This is a genomic window from Flavobacterium aciduliphilum (assembly GCF_003268855.1).
Classification (GTDB): domain Bacteria; phylum Bacteroidota; class Bacteroidia; order Flavobacteriales; family Flavobacteriaceae; genus Flavobacterium; species Flavobacterium aciduliphilum.
The window spans coordinates 307,884-333,619 of sequence record NZ_QLSZ01000001.1; the positions used below are offsets into that span (position 1 = coordinate 307,884).

The window sequence follows — 25,736 nt, forward strand, 5'->3', positions numbered from 1 at the left end:
AAAATGAAGCACAAAACACCCACCGAAAAAAGTTCTCTTCATCCTAGAAATCAGCATAGAAACAGGTATGATTTTGAGAAATTAACATACAATTATCCTGTATTAAAAAATTATATTTTCATCAATGAACATGACATTGAAAGTATTGATTTTAGTAATCCGGAAGCCGTTAAAGCGTTAAATAAAGCCCTTTTAATTTCTTATTATGCTGTTGCCTATTGGGACATTCCTAAAGACTATTTGTGTCCGCCCATTCCAGGAAGGGCCGACTACATCCATTATATAGCCGATTTATTAGCCAATAGTAATAATGGTATTATTCCAAAAGGCGATTCTGTTGTAGGATTGGACATCGGGATTGGCGCCAACTGCATTTATCCCATTATTGGCCATCACGAATACGATTGGTCTTTTGTGGGCACTGATATTGATGAAAACGCCCTTCAAAATTGTAAAAAAATCATTGGCAACAATCCAAAATTAACCGATGCTGTTAGTTTACAATTACAAGTAGAACCTCGGTATATTTTCAAAAACATCATTTTATCTGAAGATCGATTTGCTTTTACCGTTTGCAATCCACCGTTTCATAATTCAGAAGAAGAAGCTCTGAAAGCCTCTTTACGAAAAGTTAACCATTTAGAAGACAAAAAAGCAACTAAACCTGTACTTAATTTTGGAGGTCAAAACACAGAATTATGGTGTACAGGTGGTGAAATTGGATTTATCACTCAGATGATTTACGAAAGTGTGAAATACCCCTTACACGTCTTTTGGTTTACGACTTTAGTTTCTAAAAAAGAAAACTTAAAAAGTATTTACAAAACCTTAAATAAAGTGGGAGCCGTTGAAATAAAAACCATAGAAATGGCACAAGGTCAAAAAATAAGCCGTTTTGTAGCTTGGACTTTTTTAAGTGAAAAGCAACAGAAAGAATGGAAGTTTTCGATTTGATAAAACCATAACTTTGTAACTTAGAATCTTTGAAACTTAATTAATGAAATTCCAAGTCATATCTGATTACAAACCGACTGGCGACCAGCCCCAAGCCATTGAAAAACTTTCAAACGGGATCCTTAATGGCGAAAAATACCAAACCCTCCTAGGTGTTACGGGGTCTGGAAAGACATTTACTGTAGCCAATGTCATTCAAAACGTAGAAAAACCTACCTTGATATTGGCACACAATAAAACCTTAGCAGCACAGTTGTATTCTGAGTTTAAACAGTTTTTTCCCAATAATTCGGTGCAATATTTCGTTTCTTATTATGATTATTACCAACCCGAAGCCTTTATTCCAGTTACGGGAACCTATATAGAAAAAGATTTATCTATCAACGAAGAGTTAGAAAAACTGCGATTGAGCACCACTTCTGCCCTACTTTCTGGTCGTCGTGATATTATCGTAATTTCTTCCGTATCATGTTTGTATGGCATAGGAAATCCTGTGGAATTTCAGAAAAATGTAGTCTCGCTAGAAAAAGACCAAGTGGTTTCTAGAACTAAATTATTACATCGTTTGGTGCAAAGTTTGTATTCTAGAACCGAAGCTGAGTTTTTACCAGGAACCTTCCGCATCAAAGGAGACACGGTCGAAATTTATCCGAGTTATGCTGACGAACCTTTTCGAATTCATTTTTTTGGAGATGAAATCGAAGAAATTGAAGCTTTTGATCCTAAAACATCTCAAGTATTAGAGCGCTATGAAAAACTGAATATCTATCCCGCCAATATGTTTGTAACCTCCCCCGATGTCTTACAAGCTGCTATTTGGGACATTCAACAAGATTTGGTCAAACAAGTCGATTATTTCAAAGAAATTGGCAAACATCTAGAAGCCAAACGCCTAGAAGAACGCACCAATTTTGATTTAGAAATGATTCGCGAATTAGGGTATTGTTCGGGGATTGAGAATTATTCGCGCTATTTAGACCGTCGCCTCCCTGGCACACGACCGTTCTGTCTGTTAGATTATTTTCCAGATGATTATTTGATGGTCGTCGATGAAAGTCACGTGACCATATCACAAGTGCATGCCATGTATGGAGGTGATCGAAGCCGCAAAGAAAACCTAGTGGAATACGGATTCCGATTACCTGCGGCCATGGACAACCGTCCGTTAAAGTTTGACGAATTTGAAACCATGCAAAATCAGGTGATTTATGTTTCCGCGACACCTGCCGATTATGAATTACAAAAAACAGAAGGCATTTATGTAGAACAGGTCATTCGGCCTACGGGGTTGTTAGACCCAATTATAGAAATACGCCCCAGTTTGAACCAAATCGACGACTTAATAGAAGAGATTCAACAACGTTGCGACCTCGACGAACGTGTGTTGGTGACCACGTTAACTAAACGCATGGCAGAAGAATTGACCAAATATTTAACTAAAGTGGCCATTCGTTGTCGGTACATTCACAGTGATGTTGATACATTAGAGCGTGTCGAAATCATGCAAGACTTACGTAAAGGCCTGTTTGATGTGCTCATCGGCGTCAACTTATTGCGAGAAGGTTTGGACTTACCCGAAGTATCGTTGGTTGCCATTTTAGATGCCGATAAAGAAGGATTTTTGCGAAGTCATCGCTCGTTGACCCAAACCGTGGGTCGTGCCGCACGTAACGTAAATGGAAAAGCCATTATGTATGCCGATAAAATCACAGCTTCTATGCAAAAAACTATTGACGAAACCAATTATCGTAGGGAAAAGCAAATTCGTTACAATACTGAAAATAACATCCAACCCAAAGCATTAAACAAAAGTTTGGGCAATGCCTTGAGCAACAACTCGGTTTCGACTTCTTACTATGAAGAAAAAATTCTAAAAGCCGCCGAACCAGAACCTTTGTATTTATCTAAAGCTGAAATAGAAAAGAAAATTAGAGCGACTCGAAAAGCTATGGAAAAAGCCGCCAAAGAATTGGATTTTATGCAAGCAGCAAAGCTACGAGATGAGATTAAAGCGCTACAAGACAAGATTTAATTTATGGTACATCAAGCACATTACACTAAACTTCAAAACATGTACGTATCGGGGTTGATAAACAAGGAGCTTTATGATTCGGCACACCTTGAAATAACTGATGAAAAAGCTGAAATTTCCATGCTTGTAGAACCCAAATATTTTCATGCTGGCAATTCATTACATGGTTCGGTCTATTTTAAAATGTTGGATGATGCAGCTTATTTTGCTGTTCATTCCATTGTTTCAGATTCTTTTGTTTACACAACTTCATTCAATATTCAAATCCTTCGCCCGGTAAAAGTGGGTAGAATTAGAGCCGTTGGCGAACTCAAATTCAAATCGAAACATCTCTTTATTGCCGATGCGGTTTTATATGATGAAAAAAATCGGGAAGTCGCTCGTGGAAGCGGAACCTTTATGAAAAGCAAGATGTCTTTAAACGAAACAATGGGTTATAAATAAAAAAAAACGCACCTTTTAAAGGTTGCGTTTTTATGAAGTGTTAAAGCCTTTTAGGCTATTTCTATCAATCGTTTTGGTTTTGGTAAAGCTTCTTCTCTTTTGGGAAGCGCTACATGCAACACACCATTTTCATAAGTAGCATGAATATGGTCGGTATTCACGGTTTCTGGCAATGTAAACGCACGTCTGAAAGAAGCGTAACTAAATTCTCTTCGGGTATATTTCCCTTGTGTCTCTTCTTTTTCAACTTTGTCTTCTGCAGAAATTGTGAGTACATTGTGATCGATTTCGATGTTGAAATCTTCTTTTTTCTTTCCAGGAGCCGCCAACTCAATTCCGAAACTCGTATCAGTTTCTTTGATGTTTACAGCTGGTACATTGGCACTAAAACTTTGCATGCCTCCCAACCAATCTGGTTTTAATAATTCATCAATAAGTGATGGAAAAGGTACTGTGTTTCTTTTAATTACGTTCATAATCGTATGTTTTTAAATTAGACATTTTATGGTTATGCCTATCCTAAAAACAAATGATGTACCAAGGCAAATTTTAAGTCATTTTGACTGATAACTAATACTTTACACTGAAATTTTGTCGTTTTTCACTCGTTTCAACTGACTACTTTTCAGTTTTGTTGTTCTTGAAAAACTTCCAATAGATACTCCGGAGAAACAGTTCGAGTGGGTGATTGTTCCATCGCTTTTAGAACCCGTTTCATCGCAAAGGGATTTAATCCCATGTGAATTCCTATTTCGTGAATTTTTATTACTTCTCGCTCATGCAACACACCGTCACAATGCATCAACAAAGCCAAACGATAAAACTGCTGAATACGTTGAAACTCTGTTTTGATCATTTCACTTCTGTTTTCTTCATGAAAAAGTTGTTTAAATTCTTCTTGAGTTATCCCAAGTTCTACAGCTATTATGGAAAGAAAAGTATATTCTCTTTCATGCAATTGTCCGTCTACAATGGCAAATGCAATCATATCGGCTAGTAAACTCAACTTTTCTACTTTGGTTTGCATGTTTTTCGTATTTTTAGCTAAAATATAATTATTTGTTTCATTCTAAAAATTTTTATCCTTTGAAATTCATTTTTTCAATTTTATTTGGGCTTCTTTTTTTTAATTCCCATGCACAAAACAGTACGGCTAGTAATCAGGTTTCGACGTTTACTATTGCAGCGCCACAATTGAATACTTCAAAGAAAATTTGGGTGTATCTACCTAAAAATTATACCACTTCTAAAAAGAAATTTCCAGTAATTTATATGCACGACGGACAAAATTTGTTTGATGCTAAGACGTCTTATGTAGGCGAATGGAATGTCGACGAAACTTTAGATAGTATTGCGGCTCAAGTAATTGTCATTGGAATTGAACACGGAGGTGAAAAACGTATGGAAGAATTAACGCCTTTTATAAATCAAAAATATGGAGGAGGTCATGCTGATAAATACTTAGAGTTCATTGTAAAAACGTTAAAGCCGTATGTCGATAAAAACTACCGAACGAAACCCAATGCGAACAATACCTGCCTCTGGGGAAGTTCGTTAGGCGGATTGGTTTCCTTCTATGGCGCTCTAAAATATCCCGATGTTTTTGGAAAAGTAGGCTGCTTCTCTCCTTCTTTTTGGTTCAATCGAAAAGAACTTTTTGATTTGATGGAACGTACAAAAAAATACAATACCAAAATCTATTTTCTTTGTGGCGACAACGAAGGCGATGACGATATGGTGAACGATCTAAACGCTATGGAATACCAAATCAATACGAAACGCTGTGTTTGTGAACGACTCAATAAAAAAATCATTGTAAAAGGCGGCCAACACAATGAAAAATTGTGGCGTGAAGGATTTAAAAAAGCGTACCTTTGGCTGTTCTAAGGTTTAATCGTTTAAAAGTTTAAGTGTTTATTTGGTTTCATCTTAAACAACTTTAAACTAAATCAAACAATTTTAAACAACAGTAAACAAATTATACAATGAACAACAACGATATATTCAAAAAGCTCCGAGTTGCGTTAATGCTTCGTGATGACCAAATAGAAGACATCCTTAAATTGGTTGATTTTCGTATGTCTAAAGGGGAAATTGGAAACTTTTTTAGAAATGCCGATCATCCCAAATTTGTAGAGTGTGGCGACCAAGTATTGCGCAATTTCTTGAACGGATTGGTCATTCATTTGCGAGGCACCAAAGAAAATCCGAAAAATCCCATGGAGGTTATAGCGGTTCATAAATCGGAAAGAAGACCAAAAGAGGAGTTCAGAGAAAAGAAAATAGAGAAAAGAGAAAAGACTGTAGCTCCTAAAAAGAAATTTGCACCAAAAAAAACCGTAAAAAAAATCGAAATTGTAGAAAAAGTACACTACAAAAACGGGAAGAAATCCAAAGACTAGTAGCGTGGTGTAACATTTGTAACACACCATATGTTTTTTATTGCGTTCCTTTGAGTTTTATTAAAAACTTGAAGTCATGAAAAAAAATATGGGTACAGCAGACCGTATTATCCGATTGATAATTGCTGCAATTTTAGGTGTCTTATTTTATAACGGAACCATTACGGGCACATTAGGCATTGTAGGTCTTGGGATTGCTGGGGTTTTCGCTCTAACCAGTTTGGTAAGTTTTTGCCCTTTGTATACTCTTTTAGGCATCAATACATGTTCTGGTAAGAACTAAAATTTCATAAAAAATCCCGAGCATCAAACTCGGGATTTTATATTTAAAACAATTACTATCGAATTAAGAAAGTGCTTTTTGAACTTGGTCAGCCGCTTCTTGAAATTGAACAGCTGATAAAATAGGCATTCCTGAATTGTCTATTAATTCTTTGGCAATCTCAGCATTGGTTCCTTGCAATCTTACAATGATAGGCACTTGAATCGCATCACCCATATTTTTATAAGCATCAACCACACCTTGTGCTACACGGTCACAACGTACAATTCCACCAAAAATATTAATCAAAATGGCTTTAACGTTTGGATCTTTTAAGATAATTCTAAAAGCGGTTTCTACACGTTTTGCATCGGCAGTACCTCCCACATCTAGGAAGTTTGCAGGCTCAAAACCAGCATATTTAATCAAATCCATAGTAGCCATCGCTAGCCCAGCTCCATTTACCATACACCCAACGGTTCCGTCAAGGTCAACATAGTTTAACCCTGCTTCTTTTGCCTCAACTTCAATAGGATTTTCTTCTCTAATATCACGCATTTCTGCGTATTTAGGCTGACGGTATAATGCATTGTCATCGATGTTTACTTTGGCATCAACAGCTAAAATTTTATCATCTGACGTTTTTAATACAGGATTGATTTCAAACATAGAAGCATCACATCCGATGTAGGCCGCATACAATGCTTCTACAAATTTTACCATTTCTTTAAACGCATTTCCAGAAAGTCCTAAATTGAATGCTACTCTTCTTGCTTGGAATCCTTGCAATCCTAATTGTGGATCAATTTCTTCTGTAAAAATTAAATGTGGTGTATGTTCTGCTACTTCCTCAATATCCATTCCCCCTTCAGTAGAATACATAATCATGTTTCTTCCTGTAGCTCTGTTTAATAAAACAGACATGTAAAACTCCGATGTTTCACTTTCTCCTGGGTAATATACATCTTCAGCAATCAATACTTTGTGTACTTGTTTTCCTTCTGGTGGTGTTTGAGGCGTTTTAAGCATCATACCAATAATTTGCTCAGAAATTTCGGTTACTTGCTCTAAATTTTTAGCCAATTTTACTCCGCCTCCTTTTCCTCTTCCTCCAGCGTGGATTTGGGCTTTTACTACATACCAGCTTGTTCCTGTTTCTGCAGTTAATTGTTTTGCAGCGGCAACTGCCTCTACTGGATTATTTGCAACTATACCACGTTGTACGCGTACCCCGTATTTTGTTAAAATCTCCTTACCTTGATATTCGTGTATGTTCATAATAAAAAGTTTGTCTAGTTAGATTCTGAAATCCCATTCAGAAAATGGTTCGGCAAAAGTAGCGAAATTGAATCAAACGCAAAAGAAATGTATATCAATTTAGTAACTTTTTTTTAAACTCTTTTCTTGTTGATTATCTTTGTAATACAAAACCTCTTTTACTATCTTTACTTCTTAACTTTTATACCAAAATGACAGCAAATGATTTACTCCCGTTGACAGAAGAATATGGATGTCCGTTGTATGTGTATGATGTGGCTACCATAGAACGTCAATACCAACGCTTAACAACTGCTTTTTCTAAAGTGGAACACCTTCGGATTAACTATGCCATGAAGGCCTTGTCGAATCTTTCTATCTTGAAAGTCTTGTTAAAAATGGGGGCGCAATTGGATACCGTTTCGATTCAAGAAGTCCTGTTGGGCATCCATGCCGGCTGTCCACCAGAGAAAATTATCTTTACACCCAATGGGGTTTCGTTTGAAGAGATTGAAGAAGTGGCTAAAATGGGGGTTCAAATTAATATTGACAACCTCTCTGTTTTGGAACATTTTGGCACCAAATACCCTACTATTCCGGTTTGCATCCGCATCAATCCGCATGTGATGGCGGGAGGGAATCAAAATATTTCGGTGGGACACATTGATAGCAAGTTTGGGATTTCTATTTATCAAATTCCGCATATTTTACGCATTGTAGAAAACACAAAAATGAAAATCAACGGAATTCACATGCATACGGGTTCGGATATTTTGGATATTGAGGTGTTTTTGTATGCTTCTGAAATTTTGTTTGATGCTGCCAAAAACTTTACCGATTTGGAATTTCTCGATTTTGGTTCGGGATTTAAAGTGCCCTATAAAAAAGGAGATATCGAAACCAATATTGAAGAATTGGGTAGAAAATTAACGAAACGCTTTTTGGCTTTCGAAAAAGAATATGGGCGCCCGTTGACGTTAGCCTTTGAACCGGGTAAATTTTTAGTGAGCGAAGCGGGTTATTTCTTGGCCAAAGTAAATGTAGTGAAGCAAACGACCTCAACGGTTTTTGCAGGAATAGACTCTGGTTTTAATCACCTTATTCGCCCCATGTATTACGGTTCGCAACATACCATTGAAAACCTTTCGAATCCCAAAGGCAAAGAGCGTTTTTATACCGTAGTAGGTTATATTTGTGAAACGGATACCTTTGCCAACAACCGACGCATCGCTGAGATTACCGAAGGCGACATCTTGTGTTTTAAAAATGCTGGGGCGTATTGCTTTTCGATGGCGTCTAATTACAATTCGCGATACAAACCCGCAGAAGTCCTCTGGAAAGACCGGAAAAGCTACCTGATTGGTAAACGGGAAACTTTTGAGGATTTGATTAAAAACCAGATTGTGGTGGACGTTTAGTAATCTATTTATTTCTCCGTTTGTCATTTGTTATTTTACAATTTTTCGAGGTAAAATTACTGCTAAACTAAGTCATACCTTAGGAGCAGTTAGCGGAACGATTTCGTTCGGTTAAAGATAATTGTTTTAGAAAAGAATAACATCAATTTATTATAAATATCACTATTGCACAAAACCGTTTTTCTATGTAGCTTTTTATTCTTTCTTAGGCTTTAATTTTAAATCAAACCACAATCTCTCACCAATATTTTTATCATTTATGTAAATATCAATTTTTGCATTTTCATACTGCCTTGTCAAAAATTCAATTGAATAATCCCCTTCTGGTAAGTATAATCCTTCTTCTCTGGAGAATAGGTTAATGCTGTCAATATCGAATCCTTTCCCTCCTGCTTTTTTTATAATTTTTGCAGTCATTAATAAAAAACCAAGGTCTTCAGATTCGTTATAGCAAGAAAATCTTATGTCTGCAACATTTGAATGAATGTCTGTCCATTTCATTTCTCTCATCAATATTTTTTTTTCATTTTCTTCGGATTTTGATTTCAGATTTGAATATCTATTTATCATCAAACCAAAAACGGCAGCTAGAATTCCAAATATTGCTGACAAAAAATTAGATATTGCTGGTAACAATCCACAAACAATTGACAAAACTCCAAAAACAGCAGTTAAAACAGTTGTTTGAAATTCAAGTAATCTATAGACAGCCGAATGATTTAGAATTTTTTCTTTGGTCATAATTAGGTGGTGTTATTTTTTGTTTTTTTAACTAGAGTTTTGTAAAAAGATGCACGCAACAGCTAGAGTTTCATTGTGGCTGTAAGCTGAACAATAAAACCATAGCTATTGTTGGTTGTATTTCTTAGGTTGTTAATTTTTTAACTATTTGTTCAACAGAATAGTTCATTTGGTCCTCTAATTTAGGTCTAATTAAATAATATAAAAAGTCTGGAATTAATGGACTCAATATTCTATTTGAATAAATTCTGTCTTGAATTTTTCTTAATAAAGGCTTTTGAATATTACTTTCAATGGTTAAATTGTTAAGATTTACTTCAATTAGATTTCTTAAATGTTCCAAGTTGTCAATTGATTCTGTATTTGAATTAATTTCTTTATAGGCAAACATAAAGACAGGAATTGAAGGTATAACTACTTCTATCAGGAACAATTTTAGTGTAATGTCATTTTTTAATGAAATTACCATTAAAATTATAAACGTAAGAACTACTATAATTCTCATTGCGCAATTATATCTTTTGCGAACTGAAAAGTCATAGAAAACATTAGTTCTTTGACACAATATACTTGCAATGTTTGTTCTTATACTTATAATATTAAGTGAATACCAATTTGTAACATCTGCCACTCTTTTGCTTTTCTTTCTCGGTCCTTTTGACTTTTCTCTTATCAATTCATTGTCAATATTTACTGTGTTTAAAGATTCATTTTCTTCAATATTTAAGACTTTTGTATCAAACGCCTCTTGTATTGAAGCAGCAAGTTTCTTATATCTGTCAACATAGTTTTCTAATACTTTTTCAAAAAGGGATGCCAAAACCAAGTAAAGTACAAAAATCCAATGCTTTTCATCAAATAAAGTCGGATAAAATTTTAATATTAGTGCTATGATTATAGGCAAAGGAATTGTAATAAAAATTAAAATTCCCTGCAAAATTTTGGCATTTGAATAAATTTTTTTTTGTGCCAAAAGCTGGTCAATATGAAAATTTTCGTTTTGAGTTTCTAATATATGCTTTCCTATATTATCCATATGTTGGGAATTTTGAGCCAAAAATTTCACCCCACTTATTCATGGCTTTTTCTTGGTCTTTTTCATTTGTTTCTGCATTTGTTGCTTCTTTTGCTTTACTATATGCCCAAGATGACTTATCTGAAATGGATTTCTTTTGGTCATATGTTAAAGTATTTAAGTTACCTTGAATTCCTTTTGGATCATTTACAGCACTATATATACTTAAAGCTAAATAGTTATAAAAATCTCTTATGTCAAAATCTATCCATTGACTTAATTCAGTTCTGCTATTTGTATAATTGATGACAATTTGTTCAAACAGATATGATGAAATTGTATGACTTGAATGATGCCTATTCCAATATTTTAAGGTTCTTATTAGTTGTAATAATCTGCCATTATAATTTTGATTTGTGTTAGTAATTAATTCTTGGTCAATTCTTGGGTCTGTTGATTTCCAATTTCCATTACCATCTGGTATTAAATATAAATTAGTGTCAGTGTAAAAACAAGGAACAATATCAAATACCCATTCATAAGATTGTAGATTTAAGGTCGCTGCTTCTCCTCGACTATGCAAATCTGCCGATTTATAATGTTCAATTTTTGAAAGTGATGATTTAAGTTTATTCACCACTTTTCTGGAATTTAGAATATAATTGTCAGATAAATTTTTTAATCTATAACCTGCATTTGAGGTATGAATAGTATAGGTATTAAATTTTTTTAAATAAGTTGCTCCATTTGCAGTTAAGCAAAACATTATGTCAACATCATCAAGCTCTCTAATTTTTGTTTTTCGAGCAAAAGAACCAAATTTTATATGTTTATCTTCATATTTGAAGGGAAAGTCTAAATCATCTTTACTGTCTAAATTATTTAACTGTCCAAATAACCAATCTCTACTGGAATTTGCTTTGTTGGTTCTGTCGATATCCAAGTTCACAACGTCTTTGTTAAATTCATTAAAGGCTGTATTTACTGTTTTTGCCATTTATTTTGTTTTCTGTTATTTTGATATTCAAGGTAATATTGCCTCCAACTTGCATATATTATCAAAAATACTATTATTATTAATTTCTAGCTATTCGTTTCCCACCGCATTGCTCTTGTTTTCTTTTTTTTCAAGCCTGTCAAGTAGTCGAAAGTTTTTTAGTGCTAATGCTTTTTGGTGTTGCAAACCTTGTCATGGTCTATTACTGTATTTAAAAAAGGGTACTCGTTAGCACCCTTTTTATTTTTTAGGCCGTTGGTGCAGGAGGCGGAGTCGTTTTACTGCCGCTACCATACCCCGCTACAATCGTGGCATAATATTGTCTGCTGTAGTTGATGGTAGTGATTAGCGTATTGTAATAGGTATTATTTTTTACTTTGGCCATCACCTCGGCATATTCGGTTAATGCCTTATAGGTCGTTAAAATGTTTTTTTGCAATTGTTTAGTGTCAAACGTTTGGGTAGAAATCACATTGGTAGAACGGATATCAAATTTGGCAATAAAATTTTGATTGGCTGTTTCTAAATTATCAATATGTGGAACAAGCCCCAACAAACTGGCATAAGGAAGATGAATTGTAGAACGCAAATCGGTGATTAAATTGGTTAATGCCAAACTCTCGGCGGGATAGTTTGCTTTTTCAATGCCTTTATACTGATTGATAATCACTTTTATTTTGCCATAGGCTTCTATAACAGCTGCAGTATCGCTATTTCTTGCCACTGCTAGTGCTGTGCGAAGTGTACTGAGTTTTTTATCTCTAGCATGATCGAGTAATAGGAGTTCTTGGGTTTCGGCATGAGCTCTAATTTGAGCTAAAGCCTGATTGAATACAGGTGATTGTGTAGCAAGACTATCATGAAGTGTTTTGAAGTCGGGATCTACCGTGAGGTCTATCCCTTGGTTGGTAACATCAGTTAAGTAACGAACAATAAATTCTCCAGAATCTAAATACGTAAGTTTGGATGGACTAAAAGAATACAATTTCATACTATTATTATTTAAAAGTTAAAAACTCAATATTTGTGGGGTCAACATACTGCTTTGACGTTTTCCCGAATGTGGCAAAAACTTGTCAAACTACTACAATAGGCTCCCGAACGTGGCAAAGGCTTGTCAAAGTACTATGACACTTTCCTGAACGTAGCAAAGGCTTGCCAAAATACTATGATATTCTCCCGAATGTGGCAAAGAATTGTCAAAGTAGTATGATACTTCCCGAATGTGTCAAAGCGCTGTCAAAGTACTATAACAAGACCCTTTTTTTGTCTATCGAAGTCACTTGCTTTACAAATGTAAAAACCAAATAAAATTTTAACAAGCAGAATAATAGGAATTTAAGACTAATTATTAACAAAGTAGCCCAAAACAAAAACGTCTGACAAAAACCTCACACCCCCTTTAAATACTGATATTTTAAAAAAGGGCATATACGGATTTAAGAAGAAAAAAAAATCCCTATTTGTAGGTATTTTTTGAGTTTTTTTTTAACATAGGTATTTTTAAGGTTTGACACAAAAAGGCGTCGAGAAGATTAAAAATAAGCGTCTTAGATTTGTAAAAACAAGTTTGGCAATAAAAAAACTACTCTATTAAATATGCCCAAAAAAAGTTAGTCTTCATTTGGGGCATGTTGATACTGATGGTCTTTTTTGGGTTATTTACCAATGAGGAACGCAATGGGATTTGCGTATAGGCTTTGGGTAGTTTTTATTTCTGCTTTGTCCATATCCACCATTCATTAGCTACTTTGTCCCAATTGAATATGTTATAATTTGGTTGTCCAGTTGTTGTCAACGGAAAAAAATTATGATCAAGTCCAATGTAGGCTTTGAATGTAAAGTTTTTTTTATTCTGTCGTAACATTTCAACGCGTAGATAATCATTAAAAGGTGCACTCCAGTCTTTAGTGCCATAACAAATCAAAACTGGAATTGTCAATTTTTCTAAATATTGAATTGGCGGAATAGAGAAATCATACGTTGCTTTGTAAGTATCTCCGTTTGTATCGTCCATATTACTTTTGTCCTTTACAACTTGTTCCCAATAATCAAATTCGCTTTCTCCATATCTTGTGCTGTCAGTGTCGGTTTCTGTTGCTCTATCTTGGCCTATCATTGCCATTATTCTGCCTAATGGGCAACCACTGGAATAAATAAGTTTTGTTACCCTTTTACTCTTAAGTGCTAGTTTTGCAGCAATTGTGCTTCCTTCTGAATGCCCTGCTAACACTAATTTAGAATTGTCAACAAAGGGAAATTTTTCTAAATAATCAATTACTTTCAAGTTTCGTTCTACATAATAATCAAGGAGATTCCGGCTTGAATACTCTTTTGGAATTTTTCCTGTTTTCGGGTCTTCATAAACGAAATTGCGCCCTAATGTTTTTGCATCAACAACCATTGGAATAAATGGCTTACTAATTATTGCAATGTGATAATCAATTTCTAAGCTGTCTGTTTTAAATGGGAAAACACTATATGTTTTATCTCCGTATTTTTTAATGAGTGGTTGAGGCAAACTACCTTGACAAAATAGAAAAATTGGCTTTTTTTTTTAGTTCATCTCCTTTCTTTGATTTTATCAAGATGTCAACTGTGTCACCTTTGTAAATTGTCTGAAAATGTCTAAAACCAAAGTCTTCAGCTTTATTTTTTTGAGCAAGAACTTGGGAAGCCATAAATATTGTCAATATGTAAATTGTGGTCTTCATAATATTACAGTTAACTTGAATTTATATAAAATATACACCTTTTTTTTTAGCTATTTCTTTCGTTTACAACTACTGCCACATTCTTGTTTTGTTTTCATTTTAGCATTGTTCAGAATGTATTTGTGTAGTAGTATGGGAACGAATTGTAAATTTGCTTCGTCGGATTATTTAGTTTTTTAATCCTCTGTTTTTTTTGTATAAAGTAAAAAACTAGGTGAAACGAGAGTACTTTTGTGTGGTTTTTTAAAAAAGCTATTTGCAAAATCGTAATTGATTAACCTATTAACATTAATTAAATCTGGTGTCATTTCTTTTGTTATATAATTTATCCCTTTTGAATAATAATCAGTTTTATTAGACAATTGAAATTCTATATTAGTTTTTTTATCTTCATCAGGATTTATTATTTTATTCTTTTCATCTTCATAATTTATTAATTGAACAGAAACAAATAAAGGTTTATTAGGTGTAAGGTAAATTTCAGAATTTATATCTACTTCTATTCTCTTTTTTTTATTAGGATATATCAATAATGTATCCGAGGAAGATAATACATTTCCAATCTGTAAAAATTGTTGCCCTTTTTGTGGAGATGTTTCAGTAACTTCAAAAAAATTGATTTTATATCTAGTTTTGTAGGTTATTTTATTGATATAAAATACCATTTTATTTATTTGTACTTTTTTTGTCAAATCATTTTTAAAAATCACTCCATAAATTAAATCTTTATTTATTGGCTTACTCTGTCTATTGACAAATCTGTTTGTTTCTCCCAAAACAATTTCATTGCTTTTTTTTGACCCTACTACTATTTCATCAAGAGATATTATCTTCTTGGATAAAAATAAGCTTGAATTAATTTTTTGTTTTGTTATTCCTAGCGTTTGATAATCAACTCTTGATAAATTAATAGAGTCAAATTCAACACCAATATTTAAATTTGTAGCTCTCTCATTTTCAGTAATCCCTTTAAAGACTACCTTGTTTTTCAAAAAAAGCGTAAAATTAACATTTTCTATAAATTCATTAGTATCTTTATCTAAAGGGATAAAATTCTGCCCGTATATTGTAAAAGAAATTGATACAAATAAAACAAACAAGAATATTTTTTTCATAGTTAAATAGTAAAATTGATTATAGCTTGTTTGCTATAATGTTATTTGAAGATTTTTTTTTTACATTTTCCTTTTTTGTCCTCTTCGTGTCATAGAATAACTAAACAAGGTCTTTGGATCTAGTCTAAATCTGCTCAATCTATACTCCAAACTATTATAGTTCTACTTCTCCAAAACCTCCATCAAAACCTTTGCTTCGGTTCCGTTGGGAAACGTAATTTTGAGTTTTTGAGCCAATGTGGGCGCGATTTGCGTAATTTCTTTACGATCGTGGGTTGCTCCTTTTTTAATTTGCCAGCCATAAAAAAGCAAGGGCACATGGGTGTCATAGCTGTAAGGAGTTCCGTGTGAGGTTCCGGTAGCGCCATATTCAATATAACCGGGTTGGTCTAAAACAACCATATCGCCATCTTGCGTGGGGTCATACCCTTTGGCAAGGGCGTTTAAATAAAAATCATTGCCCGTAGCCCCCAGAATTTCTTCTTCGGTATAGACCCGTTTTACTTGGTCTTGGGTATATAAAAAGTCTTTGAATGCTTGTTTTACTTTAGGCAACTCTAAGCCTTTAGTTTTGAGGAGTTCTTTATTAAAAAAGAGGTTAAAGTTGGAGTAATTCAGCACCACATCTTCCCCAAAAGTATCAGTAGAAAATTTCTTTAAAGAGGCACGAATGTCTTTGGGGTCTATGTGGGTCACATTGTATTTTTTGTCGTTTAAGAATTGAGCGTTTTCTGCCCCAGCATGGTCGGCCGTAAGAAAAACCAAATAATTTCCTTTGCCCACCGTAGTATCTAAATAGTTTAAAAAATCGGCTAGTGTGGCATCCAAGCGCAGATACGTATCTTGCAATTCCATAGATCGGGGTCCTAATGTATGCCCCACGTAATCGGTAGACGAAAAACTTACCGTAAGAAAATCGGTAGTAGCATCTTTTCCTAAATCTTCCTTCTCGATAGCTTTTTTTGCAAATTCTTCTAATAAATCGTTTCCAAAAGGTGTGGCACGCAGAATGCCAGCATCGTTTTTCTCATACATCTCTTTTAGGTTGTAGGGAAAGACAGGTTTAGCGCCATATAACTTGCTTTCATAGGGATTGTCGTCGGGCAAACTTTCGTCATAAGTTGCCGCGGGTTTTAATAAATCCCAACCTTGATTGATGTAGGTCATATAATGCTTTTCTGCATTGAATTGGGTCACCCAATCGGGCAACGTTGCGCCATAAAACGTACTAGAAATGAAGGCACCTGTCTTGCTGTACCAAAATGCCCCATTGGCAAAATGTCCTGCGGGAAGAATAGCCCCTCGGTCTTTTAGGCTTACTCCTATAACCTTTCCTCTAAAATTGGTGGCTAAGCGCAGTTCATCTGTAATGGTGGTCGCTAAGAGGTTCTTGGGCGACATCTCCCCTTCTGCTTTTGTGCCGTCTCCCACGGTTTGCACGGAAGCATCATCGGTACAATACCTTTCTTTTCCTAGTTTTCTACTAAACCATTCATTGCCCACAATACCATGTATGGCAGGCGTAGTACCCGTATATATGGAAGCATGACCCGGTCCTGTATAAGTAGGCATATAGTTGTAATGCACATTATGAAAAACATAGCCGTCTTCGATCAATCGCTTGAATCCTTTATCGGAAAAATCGTTCGAAAAACGGTATAGGTACTCCATTTTCATTTGGTCGACTACGATGCCTACGACCAATTTGGGACGTTCTTGTGCTTGGTTGACCCACACACACGCCAACAAAAGAAAGCTAACCATTTTTTTCATAAACTACTGATTTGTTGTTTTGCTAATTCAAATTCGGCGATAATTTCTTTGATGATATCCTCTACTGGTTTGATTTCGTGGATTAATCCAGCTATTTGACCTATTTCCAATTCGCCTTCTACCAAATCGCCTTCAAACATGCCTCGTTTGGCGCGGCGTTTTCCTAAAAGGGACTCTAAATCTTCTTTCGACGGACATTGAGCGTATAAGGCTTGCACATCATTATAGAATTTATTTTTAATCAATCGCACAGGCGCTAGTTCTTTTAAAGTCAATTGCGTATCCCCCTCACCTGTTTCTAGTACGGTGTTCTTAAAATTTTCATGTGCCGAACTTTCTACAGAGGCTACAAAACGGCTTCCCATTTGCACCCCATCAGCTCCCAAAACTAGGGCTGCTAGCATGCCTCGTCCCGTAGCAATACCTCCCGCAGCAATAAGAGGAATGTTTATTTTTTCTTTTACCATTGGAAGTAACGTGAAGGTGGTGGTTTCCTCTCGTCCGTTGTGTCCCCCGGCTTCAAAGCCTTCGGCAACTACGGCATCTACACCCGCTTCTTGGGCTTTTAAAGCAAATTTAGAACTGCTCACTACATGCACTACTGTGATGCCTTTTTCTTTTAAAAATGACGTCCATGTTTTCGGATTTCCCGCAGAAGTAAAAACAATCTTCACGCCCTCTTCAATGATAATGTTGATGATTTCTTCCACATTGGGATACAACATAGGAATGTTTACTCCGAAGGGTTTATCGGTGGCTTTCTTGCATTTTTGAATATGTTCGCGTAAAACATCGGGATACATTGACCCCGCACCTATTAATCCAAGACCGCCTGCATTACTCACCGCACTTGCGAGTTTATAACCACTATTCCAAATCATTCCGCCTTGAATAATAGGATATTGTATTTTGAAAAGTTGTGTGATTTTGTTCATAGAGGTGTGCTTTATTTTTTTATAATTTTACCCGTCTGTGTGCTTCTTGCACTTTCAATTTTGTATAAATAAACCCCTGTATTCCAAGAATCAACAGCAATCGTGCGCTGTGTTGTGAGGGTTTCTTGATATACTAATTGGCCAAGAGTATTGTAGCATGTGAAAGTTGCGGCACTAATTTCTTCGGGCCATGAAACGGTAATGTCATGCTCTGCTGGGTTAGGAGTTATTAGAAATGAATTGGTTTCGTGTTGTTCTGATACAGTCAACAAAGCTGTTGTTAGGGCTTGTTGAAAATTAGGAATACCATAGCCATATAAAGTATCGGGATTGGAGTACCTATCGGCCGATTGTTTTACAAAATCAATTACTTGTTGATTGGATAATTGTGGTACAGCTTGCCAAAAACTTGCAATCATTCCAGCCATAACGGGACACGAAAACGAAGTTCCACTCGCAGTCATGATGTTTCCTGAAGTGTCAGATACAGTTGTAGCATATCCTTTTGCCATGACATCGGGTTTGATGCGTCCATCATAACTAGGTCCTACCGAGCTAAATGGAGCATAATTTCGGACACTGTCTACCGCTCCTACAGCTAAAACGTGAGTCGCTTCAGCAGGAACCCCTATATGTGGTTCATCAGATCCACCATCATTTCCTGCACTTGCAACCACAATCATTCCTTTGCTAAAAGCCATATTGGCTCCTTTAGACGCAAACGCTTCATTTCCCGTCATGTCGGCATAAGTATGCCCATAGTTTGGATTATCAAAGGCAAAATAACCTAAAGAAGTCGAAATAATATCGGCTCCCACTCTATCAGCTTGTTCTGCGGCTTGAACCCAGTAACTTTCTTCTACGGGATTTTCACTATTCACATCTTCTGTTATGTATAAATAATAATCGGCATCAGGTGCTGTCCCTACCAATTGTCCGTCAACATAACCTGCCATACAAGACAATGTCATGGTGCCGTGATTGTGTGTAGAAAAAACGTCTGTAGTTCCTGCTACAAAATTATACCCCCCTAAATAGTGTCCTTGTGTAAACATTCTGCTAAACGGACTAATCGTATTTACACCTATAAATCCAGCATCTAATACGGCAATAATTTTTCCACTTCCTGTATCGTTGGCCTGATGCAAATATTGTCCGTTCATCATTTCAATTTGGTTGGCCGAATTGCCATAATTGAAACTCGTTTGCACTTCCATAGTTTTATGAAACGGTTTGACACTAGGGACGTGAGTGGCCATTTTTAGATTTAATGAATTATCAGCATAATGAATATGATGGACAAAAGGAAAAGTCAATACGTTTTGAATATCAGAATACGCTCCTCGAACATGCACGCAATTGAACCATTTTGACTGTGCCATTATCGTAACTCCTGGTGCCGTGGCCAACTGTGTAATATAAGACGATTCGATGGGAGCATCGGTATCGTTTAGAGCCATACCTTGGGCTTGTCTTCTGTCGAGCGCTCGCTGACTTAATTCGCCCAACGGATTATCAAAAAAAGCTTGTACATTAGGCTTGTCATTAAAATACACCCAAGCGTCTTCTTGAGCCCAAACCATTTGAACCAGTCCTAAAACTACAATGACAACTATTTTTCTCATATTAAAACTTTTAAGAACTGCTAAATTACGAAATTACTCCAGACCCAACCAATTCTTCTCCAATATTCCATGCTACGAATTGTCCCTCAGTTATCGCCGATTGAGGCTCATCAAACTGCACATACAATCCACTTTCAAATTGGTATAACGTGGCTTTTTGAAGTTCTTGACGGTATCGAATACGTGCACGTACTTCTAGTGTTTGCCCATTTTCAAGTCTTAAATCTTGACGTATCCAATGCACCTCTGAAGGTTGTACCCGCAATGTTCTTCTGTATAATCCTAGATGCAAATGCCCTTGTCCTGTATAAATAGCGTTGGTGGCTATGTCGGTCGCAATGATAAACAACGGTTCTTTTGTTCCACCCACATTAAGTCCTTTTCTTTGCCCAATGGTATAATAATGTGCCCCTTGATGGGTGCCTACTTTTTTTCCATCGGCTGGAGTATATTGAATTGGAGTGGCTTCAAACTGCAACGCTTCTTCTTTTGAATTAAAAGTAGGGAGCTTTTGTTGGTATTTTTCACACGAAGCTGGAATTTCATAGATAAATCCCTCTTTAGGCTGTAATTGTTGTTGCAGAAATTCGGGTAACCTTACTTTTCCAATAAAACAAAGCCCTTGCGAGTCTTTCTTCTCGGCGGTAACCAATTCCATTCGAGTAGCGATTTCTCTAACTTCAGGTTTGGTTAACGCTCCTATAGGAAATAGGGCTTTTGCTAATTGTTCTTGAGCTAATTGACATAAAAAATAAGATTGATCTTTATTCCCATCTTTTCCAGCCAACAATTGGTATACAGGTTTTCCGTCGACTTCAATTTCGCCTTTTCTGCAATAGTGACCAGTGGCAACATAATCAGCTCCCAAACTCAATGCGATTTTCATAAATACATCAAATTTGATTTCGCGATTGCATAACACATCCGGATTAGGAGTACGTCCTTTTTCATATTCGTTGAACATATAGTCAACGATTTTCTCTTTGTATTGCTCACTCAAATCGATAGTTTGAAAAGGAATTCCTAGCTTTTCTGCTACCAAAAGGGCATCGTTACTGTCTTCCAACCATGGACATTCCGAAGAAATGGTTACCGACTCATCGTGCCAATTTTTCATAAAAAGACCTATGACATCATACCCTTGCTCTTTTAAAAGATAGGCTGCTATACTCGAATCAACCCCTCCAGAAAGTCCAACTACAACACGTTTCATGACTCAATTATTTATTTGCAAAATTACATCAAATAATAAAAAAAAGTATATGCTTTGAGGGAAACATATACTTTTAAAATTGGGTTTCTTATTTTTTATCGGTCTTCTGGTCTCGTAATGGGCTTTTTGATAAACTTTCTAACTTTTTGTTTAGACATGTTGGTTTTTAATAGAACCCCTTTTTCATTAATCATTTCCCAAATGCCTTCTTTTTTGCCTTTTATAAACATTCCTTTAGCCACGACTTTATTTTCTGGACTTTTAAAAATGGCTAATCCATCAAATTCCCCATTTTTATAGAGGCTCTCTTCAAGTATTACTCCCGTTTCGGTGTATTTTTTATAAATCCCGTCCCGTTTTCCATCCATATAATTAGCCTCCTCAGCTATTTTACCACTGGGGTAATACACTTTTCGCAAGCCGTTAAGTTTGCCATTGCTGTAAAGTTCCAACGTCATTATCTGCTTGGAATCTTCATGGTAGTATTTCCATTCGCCTTCATACAATTTATTAACCAACTTTCCTTCACTTACTTTATTCCCTTTTTGATTGTAAAAAATAGTATAACAAGAATTGTCTTTTGGATTAAATTCTCTTGTGGCAATCACAGTTCCTGCTTTGGTATCGTCAAAAAATTTAAACATTCCTGTTTCCTTACCGTGAACAAAAGTCCCTTCATATCGTGGCCGTTTAGATTCTTCATAAACCCCTTTCCAAATCCCATCTTTTTTCCCATCGACATCAAGCTTATTAATGTCTTGTGCAATAGAAATTATAGGGATAAACAGTCCTAAAATAATATATTTCATACAATGTATTTTGTTAGATAACTCAATTTTTAATTCATTATTGTTTTATAAAACAAAAGCCATCATTACTGACGGCCTTTTGGTTTTATTTTCTGTTTTTTTGAGCCTCAGCTTGTTCCATAGCTTCTCTGAGCTTTTTCTGGAATTTGCCTTCCTTAACAGGTTTTGTTTTGTTTTCTTGAATTTGCGCGTGAATTTTATCACTGTCAATAAAATATTTTTTGATGACTAACATGATTCCAATTGTAATTAAATTGGACATAAAGTTATACAAACTCAATCCTGAGCCATAATTATTGAAGAAAATTAACATCATCAATGGTGAAATGTAAATCATCATTTTCATCATTTTGGTCATATCTGGCATTCCTTCTTGTTGGGGTTGTGCCATTTGGTTGTCGCCCGATGTCATTTTCATGTAGAAGAAAATTGCAATCGCAGCCAAAATCGGGAATAAACTCACGTGATCACCATACATCGGAATATTAAACGGCAACTTAAAGATTTGGTCAAAAGAAGACAAATCGTCTGCCCACAAAAACGGTTGCTGTCTCAATTCGAAAGCCGATGGGAAGAATCGGAACGACGCCATCAAAAATGGCATTTGAATTAAAGCGGGTATACATCCTGCCATTGGATTTACTCCTGCTTTGTTATACAACTTCATAGTTTCTTGTTGTCTTTTTACTGGGTCTTTTATTTTTTCAGCGATTTCAGAAATCTCTGGACGCAATACTTTCATCTTCGCTTGAGACAAGAAAGACTTGAATGTAATAGGAGACATTGCAATCTTTATGATAATAGTAAAAATAATAATTGCCAATCCAAAAGACATAAATCCTCCTAAGAATCCGAACAACGGAATAAAAATCAATCGATTGATCCAACCAAAGATTCCCCATCCTAAAGGAATAATTTTATCTAAATTTTTTCCTTCATATTTTCCTAACGTTTTATAATCGGTTGGCCCATAATACCAATTCATTTTGTAATCAACTTCTCCATTTCGAAAGGCCAACGGCATAGTCGATTTAAATTGTTTGATGAATACCGTATCTTTTTTTACATCATTTACCAGAGAAGCGGAGTGAATTTTAGTCGTTTCAAATGGTGTTGACGTCATTAAAATAGAAGAAAAGAAATGTTGTTTGTAGGCAATAAACGTAGTTTTTGTTGGATTTTCTTCTTTATCTTTTCCTTGTCCTACATAATCAATTTTGCCATCATTATATTCAAAATAAGCTTCCGCATTTTGATTCTCATAAGACACACTTTTCTCATTTCGATAGGTTTTTAAATCCCATTCTAAATTGATGGGTTTTGAAGTATTGAGTACGCTTTGCAATCCTTGAGAGCGTACATCAAAATCAAGCATGTAATCATTTGGCTTCAGTACATATTTATATTCTAAATAAGCTTGATCAGAAGCCTTTAATTTCATAGAAACAACTTGATTACCATCTACTGTTGTTAGGGTAGGCTCAAAATACATGTCTTTTGTACTTAAAACACGATTGTCCTTCGTTTGCAGTGTCAAATTTAAACTTGCATTGTTGTTTTTAATCAACTCTACTAATTTACCTGACCCTTTTTTAAATTTTTCGTATTTTTTCAAAACGGCGCTAGCAATATACCCTCCTTTGTTAGCGATGGTTAATTTTACTAGGTCGTTTTCTATAGTTGTGACAGCATCTTTAGCAGAAGGTAAGGTAGCTGAATAAGCAAAACCACCCAACGTATTTTGAAGTGCTTTCATTTTTAGAGTATCGCTTACTGTTGAATCTTTTACAACAGCGGCTACTTCTTTCGACTTATTGTCAAGCGCTTTTTTAGCTTTGTTTACGGCTTCTTGTTTAGCTTTTAAGATGCGTTCTTTTTCAGCTTCTTTTTGATTGTTGATCGTCATCCAAACAAAAATCAAAACAATCAATGTTATTCCAATTATTGAATTTTTGTCAATTTTCTTTTGTTCCATTCGTGTTACATTTTAAACTTCGGTCGCAATTGTGTGACTCATTTTTTATTTTTCACCATTGCCGCCACAAAGCTAACAAAAATTGGCTGTGGTTGGGCAACTGTACTTTTATATTCTGGATGGTATTGAACACCAATAAAAAACGGATGGTTTTCAAGCTCTATGATTTCCACCAATCCTGTATCAGGGTTAATCCCTGAGCTTATTAATCCTCCTTTTTCGAGGGCTGTAGCATATTTCGAATTGTACTCATAACGATGACGATGGCGTTCTTCTATAGCTAATGTCCCATAAATTTTATGTGCCAAACTTCCTGATTTTAATTGACATTTCCAACTTCCCAAACGCATCGTACCGCCTTTGTCTGTAATTGTTTTTTGCTGTTCCATTAAATCAATTACAGGATAAGACGTGTTTGGATTCATTTCTGTGGAATTGGCGTCTTGATATCCTAAAACCGTTCTGGCATATTCTATAACAGCCATTTGCATTCCCAAACAGATCCCAAAAAAAGGAATCTGGTGTTCTCGGGCATATTTTACGGTAGCTATTTTTCCTTCTATGCCGCGTTCTCCAAAACCAGGTGCAACAAGAATCCCGTCAATATCTTTTAAATGATGTGCCACGGTATCATTATCAAGATGTTCGGAATGAATGCTAATGACATTTACTTTGGTCTCATGAACCGCTCCAGCGTGAATAAACGCCTCTAAAATAGATTTATAAGAATCTTGTAATTCTACATATTTACCAACCAATCCAACATTGATAGTATGTTTTGGATGTTTTAGGCGTTGTAAAAAATCATTCCATTGTTGTAAATCGGGTGTCGATTTTTCAGGGAGGGCTAACTTTTCCAACGCGACAGTGTCTAATCCTTCTTTGAGCATGAGATTGGGTACTTCATAAATCGTTGAAGCATCTATTGATTGAATGACCGCTTCACGCTTCACATTACAGAATAAGGCTAACTTTTGACGCAAGTCGTCCGACAATTCATGTTCGGTTCTACACACCAAAATATCGGCTTTAATCCCGCTTTCCATCAACGTTTTTACAGAATGTTGGGTAGGTTTAGTTTTCAATTCTCCAGCAGCCGACAAATACGGTACCAGTGTCAGATGAATCACAATACTGTTGTGTTCTCCCAATTCCCACACCAACTGACGGACCGATTCGATGTAGGGTAATGATTCGATATCCCCTACCGTACCTCCAATTTCTGTAATCACAATATCAAACTTACCCGATTTTCCGAGCAATTGCATACGCTCTTTAATTTCGTTGGTGATATGAGGTACTACTTGAACCGTTTTTCCTAAAAATTCACCTCGACGTTCTTTTTCAATTACAGAAAGATAAATTCTTCCCGTGGTCACATTATTGGCTTGAGAGGTGGGTACGTTCAAAAAACGCTCATAGTGCCCCAAATCCAAATCGGTTTCTGCTCCATCATCGGTTACAAAACATTCACCATGTTCGTAGGGGTTTAATGTCCCTGGATCGACATTAATGTAAGGATCAAATTTTTGAATGGTCGTGCGGTACCCTCGCGCTTGTAATAATTTTGCTAAAGACGCCGCGATAATTCCTTTTCCCAAGGAAGAAGTCACACCGCCCGTAACAAAAATGTATTTTGTTTGATTCATTGTTTTTGTGTGTTGTTGTGTTGTTGTATGTTCTTGTAAAAACGTTGCAAAAGTACAACTTAAATCGGATTTTTTGATGGTTCTAACATTAGATTTAAGAAAAAAAGAGGGCTATTAAAAGCTAAAATCTAATCCTCTTTTTGAGGGTATTGCTTTTTGATGTTGCGAATAAGTTCCTCCAATCCATTTAACTTTAATTCATATACAAGTTTGAGTTGTTCGCCTAGAACACCTTTTGGGAGTCGATTATTTTGAATCCAGACCAAATAATATTCGGGTAAGTCAATGAGATACTTGCCCTCGTACTTCCCGAAAGGCATTTTAGTGTGAGCCAATTTGATAAGCTGTCTTTGTTGGTCGTCCATCTTTATTTAACCGCAAAGCGCGCAAAGGTTTTTCACAAAGT

General features: G+C 35.7%; 24 protein-coding genes. 7 read left to right on the forward strand and 17 right to left on the reverse strand.

Translation table 11 applies throughout. From position 1 onward, the window contains the following. The first annotated feature begins 3 nt into the window (after nucleotides 1-3). The 3 genes from rlmF to CLV55_RS01480 are packed head-to-tail and all read left to right on the forward strand — an operon-like array spanning nucleotide 4 to nucleotide 3,430. The gene (rlmF, locus tag CLV55_RS01470; RefSeq protein ID WP_112111960.1) at nucleotides 4-954 is read left to right on the forward strand and encodes a 23S rRNA (adenine(1618)-N(6))-methyltransferase RlmF; all 951 of its coding nucleotides are present in this window, start codon (nucleotides 4-6) and stop codon (nucleotides 952-954) included. A gap of 43 nt (nucleotides 955-997) precedes the next feature. Continuing rightward, nucleotides 998-2,986, forward strand: a complete 1,989-nt coding sequence (gene uvrB, locus CLV55_RS01475; protein ID WP_112111961.1) for an excinuclease ABC subunit UvrB — start codon at nucleotides 998-1,000, stop codon at nucleotides 2,984-2,986. A 3-nt stretch (nucleotides 2,987-2,989) separates the two neighbouring features. After that, a complete protein-coding gene (locus CLV55_RS01480) occupies nucleotides 2,990-3,430 on the forward strand; it encodes a PaaI family thioesterase (protein ID WP_112111962.1) in 441 nt (146 codons plus the stop codon). A 50-nt stretch (nucleotides 3,431-3,480) separates the two neighbouring features. Here CLV55_RS01480 and CLV55_RS01485 read toward each other — a convergent pair whose 3' ends face one another. Beyond that, nucleotides 3,481-3,906, reverse strand: a complete 426-nt coding sequence (locus tag CLV55_RS01485) for an Hsp20/alpha crystallin family protein (RefSeq protein ID WP_112111963.1) — start codon at nucleotides 3,904-3,906, stop codon at nucleotides 3,481-3,483. 149 nt (nucleotides 3,907-4,055) lie between these two features. After that, nucleotides 4,056-4,481 carry a TerB family tellurite resistance protein gene (locus CLV55_RS01490; protein WP_262510374.1) on the reverse strand — a complete coding sequence of 142 codons (426 nt, stop codon included), beginning with the start codon at nucleotides 4,479-4,481 and terminating at the stop codon, nucleotides 4,056-4,058. A gap of 35 nt (nucleotides 4,482-4,516) precedes the next feature. On the opposite strand from CLV55_RS01490, the gene CLV55_RS01495 reads away from it, so the two are divergent. The 3 genes from CLV55_RS01495 to CLV55_RS01505 all read left to right on the forward strand — a co-directional run bounded on the left by CLV55_RS01495 (nucleotide 4,517) and on the right by CLV55_RS01505 (nucleotide 6,115). Continuing rightward, nucleotides 4,517-5,317 carry an alpha/beta hydrolase gene (locus CLV55_RS01495; RefSeq protein WP_112112211.1) on the forward strand — a complete coding sequence of 267 codons (801 nt, stop codon included), beginning with the start codon at nucleotides 4,517-4,519 and terminating at the stop codon, nucleotides 5,315-5,317. Between the two features lie 98 nt (nucleotides 5,318-5,415). Further along, nucleotides 5,416-5,832, forward strand: coding sequence for a DUF1456 family protein (locus CLV55_RS01500; RefSeq protein WP_112111965.1), 417 nt, complete (start codon nucleotides 5,416-5,418; stop codon nucleotides 5,830-5,832). A gap of 76 nt (nucleotides 5,833-5,908) precedes the next feature. Continuing rightward, a complete protein-coding gene (locus CLV55_RS01505; protein ID WP_112111966.1) occupies nucleotides 5,909-6,115 on the forward strand; it encodes a YgaP family membrane protein in 207 nt (68 codons plus the stop codon). 63 nt (nucleotides 6,116-6,178) lie between these two features. Here CLV55_RS01505 and sucC read toward each other — a convergent pair whose 3' ends face one another. Further along, entirely contained in the window at nucleotides 6,179-7,372 is a 1,194-nt protein-coding gene (gene sucC / locus CLV55_RS01510; RefSeq protein WP_112111967.1) for an ADP-forming succinate--CoA ligase subunit beta, read from the reverse strand. Between the two features lie 191 nt (nucleotides 7,373-7,563). On the opposite strand from sucC, the gene lysA reads away from it, so the two are divergent. Continuing rightward, nucleotides 7,564-8,769 (forward strand): diaminopimelate decarboxylase, encoded by a 1,206-nt coding sequence (gene lysA, locus CLV55_RS01515; RefSeq protein ID WP_112111968.1) that lies wholly within the window; start codon nucleotides 7,564-7,566, stop codon nucleotides 8,767-8,769. A 195-nt stretch (nucleotides 8,770-8,964) separates the two neighbouring features. On the opposite strand, the gene CLV55_RS01520 is transcribed toward lysA, so the two are convergent. From CLV55_RS01520 to CLV55_RS01585, 14 genes are all read right to left on the reverse strand, one after another. Beyond that, nucleotides 8,965-9,510: a hypothetical protein gene (locus CLV55_RS01520; protein WP_112111969.1), complete on the reverse strand. Its 546-nt coding sequence runs from the start codon at nucleotides 9,508-9,510 to the stop codon at nucleotides 8,965-8,967. Nucleotides 9,511-9,634: 124 nt separating this feature from the next. Continuing rightward, nucleotides 9,635-10,546: an S-4TM family putative pore-forming effector gene (locus tag CLV55_RS01525; RefSeq protein ID WP_112111970.1), complete on the reverse strand. Its 912-nt coding sequence runs from the start codon at nucleotides 10,544-10,546 to the stop codon at nucleotides 9,635-9,637. After that, entirely contained in the window at nucleotides 10,539-11,522 is a 984-nt protein-coding gene (locus tag CLV55_RS01530) for an SMODS domain-containing nucleotidyltransferase (protein WP_112111971.1), read from the reverse strand. Before CLV55_RS01530 ends, CLV55_RS01525 begins: the two co-directional genes overlap by 8 nt. Before the next feature lie 247 nt (nucleotides 11,523-11,769). After that, nucleotides 11,770-12,513 carry a DUF6261 family protein gene (locus tag CLV55_RS01535; protein WP_112111972.1) on the reverse strand — a complete coding sequence of 248 codons (744 nt, stop codon included), beginning with the start codon at nucleotides 12,511-12,513 and terminating at the stop codon, nucleotides 11,770-11,772. 720 nt (nucleotides 12,514-13,233) lie between these two features. Beyond that, complete coding sequence (locus CLV55_RS01540) at nucleotides 13,234-14,043, reverse strand: alpha/beta hydrolase family protein (protein ID WP_112111973.1); 810 nt, start codon at nucleotides 14,041-14,043, stop codon at nucleotides 13,234-13,236. 369 nt (nucleotides 14,044-14,412) lie between these two features. Next, nucleotides 14,413-15,351: a hypothetical protein gene (locus tag CLV55_RS01545; protein WP_112111974.1), complete on the reverse strand. Its 939-nt coding sequence runs from the start codon at nucleotides 15,349-15,351 to the stop codon at nucleotides 14,413-14,415. A gap of 162 nt (nucleotides 15,352-15,513) precedes the next feature. Continuing rightward, nucleotides 15,514-17,124 carry an alkaline phosphatase PafA gene (gene pafA / locus CLV55_RS01550; protein WP_112111975.1) on the reverse strand — a complete coding sequence of 537 codons (1,611 nt, stop codon included), beginning with the start codon at nucleotides 17,122-17,124 and terminating at the stop codon, nucleotides 15,514-15,516. Then, nucleotides 17,121-18,059 carry an NAD(P)H-dependent flavin oxidoreductase gene (locus CLV55_RS01555; RefSeq protein WP_112111976.1) on the reverse strand — a complete coding sequence of 313 codons (939 nt, stop codon included), beginning with the start codon at nucleotides 18,057-18,059 and terminating at the stop codon, nucleotides 17,121-17,123. Before CLV55_RS01555 ends, pafA begins: the two co-directional genes overlap by 4 nt. An 11-nt stretch (nucleotides 18,060-18,070) precedes the next feature. Next, nucleotides 18,071-19,684, reverse strand: a complete 1,614-nt coding sequence (locus CLV55_RS01560; protein ID WP_112111977.1) for a S8 family serine peptidase — start codon at nucleotides 19,682-19,684, stop codon at nucleotides 18,071-18,073. A 25-nt stretch (nucleotides 19,685-19,709) separates the two neighbouring features. Further along, nucleotides 19,710-20,897: a tRNA 2-thiouridine(34) synthase MnmA gene (gene mnmA / locus CLV55_RS01565; RefSeq protein WP_112111978.1), complete on the reverse strand. Its 1,188-nt coding sequence runs from the start codon at nucleotides 20,895-20,897 to the stop codon at nucleotides 19,710-19,712. 95 nt (nucleotides 20,898-20,992) lie between these two features. Continuing rightward, nucleotides 20,993-21,706, reverse strand: a complete 714-nt coding sequence (locus CLV55_RS01570) for a toxin-antitoxin system YwqK family antitoxin (protein ID WP_112111979.1) — start codon at nucleotides 21,704-21,706, stop codon at nucleotides 20,993-20,995. Between the two features lie 85 nt (nucleotides 21,707-21,791). Next, nucleotides 21,792-23,681: a membrane protein insertase YidC gene (yidC, locus tag CLV55_RS01575; protein ID WP_112111980.1), complete on the reverse strand. Its 1,890-nt coding sequence runs from the start codon at nucleotides 23,679-23,681 to the stop codon at nucleotides 21,792-21,794. A 38-nt stretch (nucleotides 23,682-23,719) separates the two neighbouring features. After that, a complete protein-coding gene (locus tag CLV55_RS01580; RefSeq protein WP_112111981.1) occupies nucleotides 23,720-25,330 on the reverse strand; it encodes a CTP synthase in 1,611 nt (536 codons plus the stop codon). Between the two features lie 128 nt (nucleotides 25,331-25,458). Continuing rightward, nucleotides 25,459-25,695: a DUF3820 family protein gene (locus CLV55_RS01585; protein ID WP_112111982.1), complete on the reverse strand. Its 237-nt coding sequence runs from the start codon at nucleotides 25,693-25,695 to the stop codon at nucleotides 25,459-25,461. Nucleotides 25,696-25,736: the final 41 nt, after the last annotated feature.

Excerpts from the sequence above, each read along its gene's own strand:
- lysA (WP_112111968.1), top strand. The coding sequence starts at position 7,564 with ATGACAGCAAATGATTTACTCCCGTTGACAGAAGAATATGGATGTCCG.
- pafA (WP_112111975.1), bottom strand. The coding sequence starts at position 17,124 with ATGAAAAAAATGGTTAGCTTTCTTTTGTTGGCGTGTGTGTGGGTCAAC.
- uvrB (WP_112111961.1), top strand. The coding sequence starts at position 998 with ATGAAATTCCAAGTCATATCTGATTACAAACCGACTGGCGACCAGCCC.
- CLV55_RS01560 (WP_112111977.1), bottom strand. The coding sequence starts at position 19,684 with ATGAGAAAAATAGTTGTCATTGTAGTTTTAGGACTGGTTCAAATGGTT.
- CLV55_RS01555 (WP_112111976.1), bottom strand. The coding sequence starts at position 18,059 with ATGAACAAAATCACACAACTTTTCAAAATACAATATCCTATTATTCAA.
- CLV55_RS01535 (WP_112111972.1), bottom strand. The coding sequence starts at position 12,513 with ATGAAATTGTATTCTTTTAGTCCATCCAAACTTACGTATTTAGATTCT.
- CLV55_RS01530 (WP_112111971.1), bottom strand. The coding sequence starts at position 11,522 with ATGGCAAAAACAGTAAATACAGCCTTTAATGAATTTAACAAAGACGTT.
- CLV55_RS01545 (WP_112111974.1), bottom strand. The coding sequence starts at position 15,351 with ATGAAAAAAATATTCTTGTTTGTTTTATTTGTATCAATTTCTTTTACA.
- CLV55_RS01585 (WP_112111982.1), bottom strand. The coding sequence starts at position 25,695 with ATGGACGACCAACAAAGACAGCTTATCAAATTGGCTCACACTAAAATG.
- CLV55_RS01580 (WP_112111981.1), bottom strand. The coding sequence starts at position 25,330 with ATGAATCAAACAAAATACATTTTTGTTACGGGCGGTGTGACTTCTTCC.
- CLV55_RS01525 (WP_112111970.1), bottom strand. The coding sequence starts at position 10,546 with ATGGATAATATAGGAAAGCATATATTAGAAACTCAAAACGAAAATTTT.
- yidC (WP_112111980.1), bottom strand. The coding sequence starts at position 23,681 with ATGGAACAAAAGAAAATTGACAAAAATTCAATAATTGGAATAACATTG.
- CLV55_RS01485 (WP_112111963.1), bottom strand. The coding sequence starts at position 3,906 with ATGAACGTAATTAAAAGAAACACAGTACCTTTTCCATCACTTATTGAT.
- CLV55_RS01520 (WP_112111969.1), bottom strand. The coding sequence starts at position 9,510 with ATGACCAAAGAAAAAATTCTAAATCATTCGGCTGTCTATAGATTACTT.
- rlmF (WP_112111960.1), top strand. The coding sequence starts at position 4 with ATGAAGCACAAAACACCCACCGAAAAAAGTTCTCTTCATCCTAGAAAT.
- CLV55_RS01505 (WP_112111966.1), top strand. The coding sequence starts at position 5,909 with ATGAAAAAAAATATGGGTACAGCAGACCGTATTATCCGATTGATAATT.
- mnmA (WP_112111978.1), bottom strand. The coding sequence starts at position 20,897 with ATGAAACGTGTTGTAGTTGGACTTTCTGGAGGGGTTGATTCGAGTATA.
- CLV55_RS01500 (WP_112111965.1), top strand. The coding sequence starts at position 5,416 with ATGAACAACAACGATATATTCAAAAAGCTCCGAGTTGCGTTAATGCTT.
- CLV55_RS01480 (WP_112111962.1), top strand. The coding sequence starts at position 2,990 with ATGGTACATCAAGCACATTACACTAAACTTCAAAACATGTACGTATCG.
- CLV55_RS01570 (WP_112111979.1), bottom strand. The coding sequence starts at position 21,706 with ATGAAATATATTATTTTAGGACTGTTTATCCCTATAATTTCTATTGCA.
- sucC (WP_112111967.1), bottom strand. The coding sequence starts at position 7,372 with ATGAACATACACGAATATCAAGGTAAGGAGATTTTAACAAAATACGGG.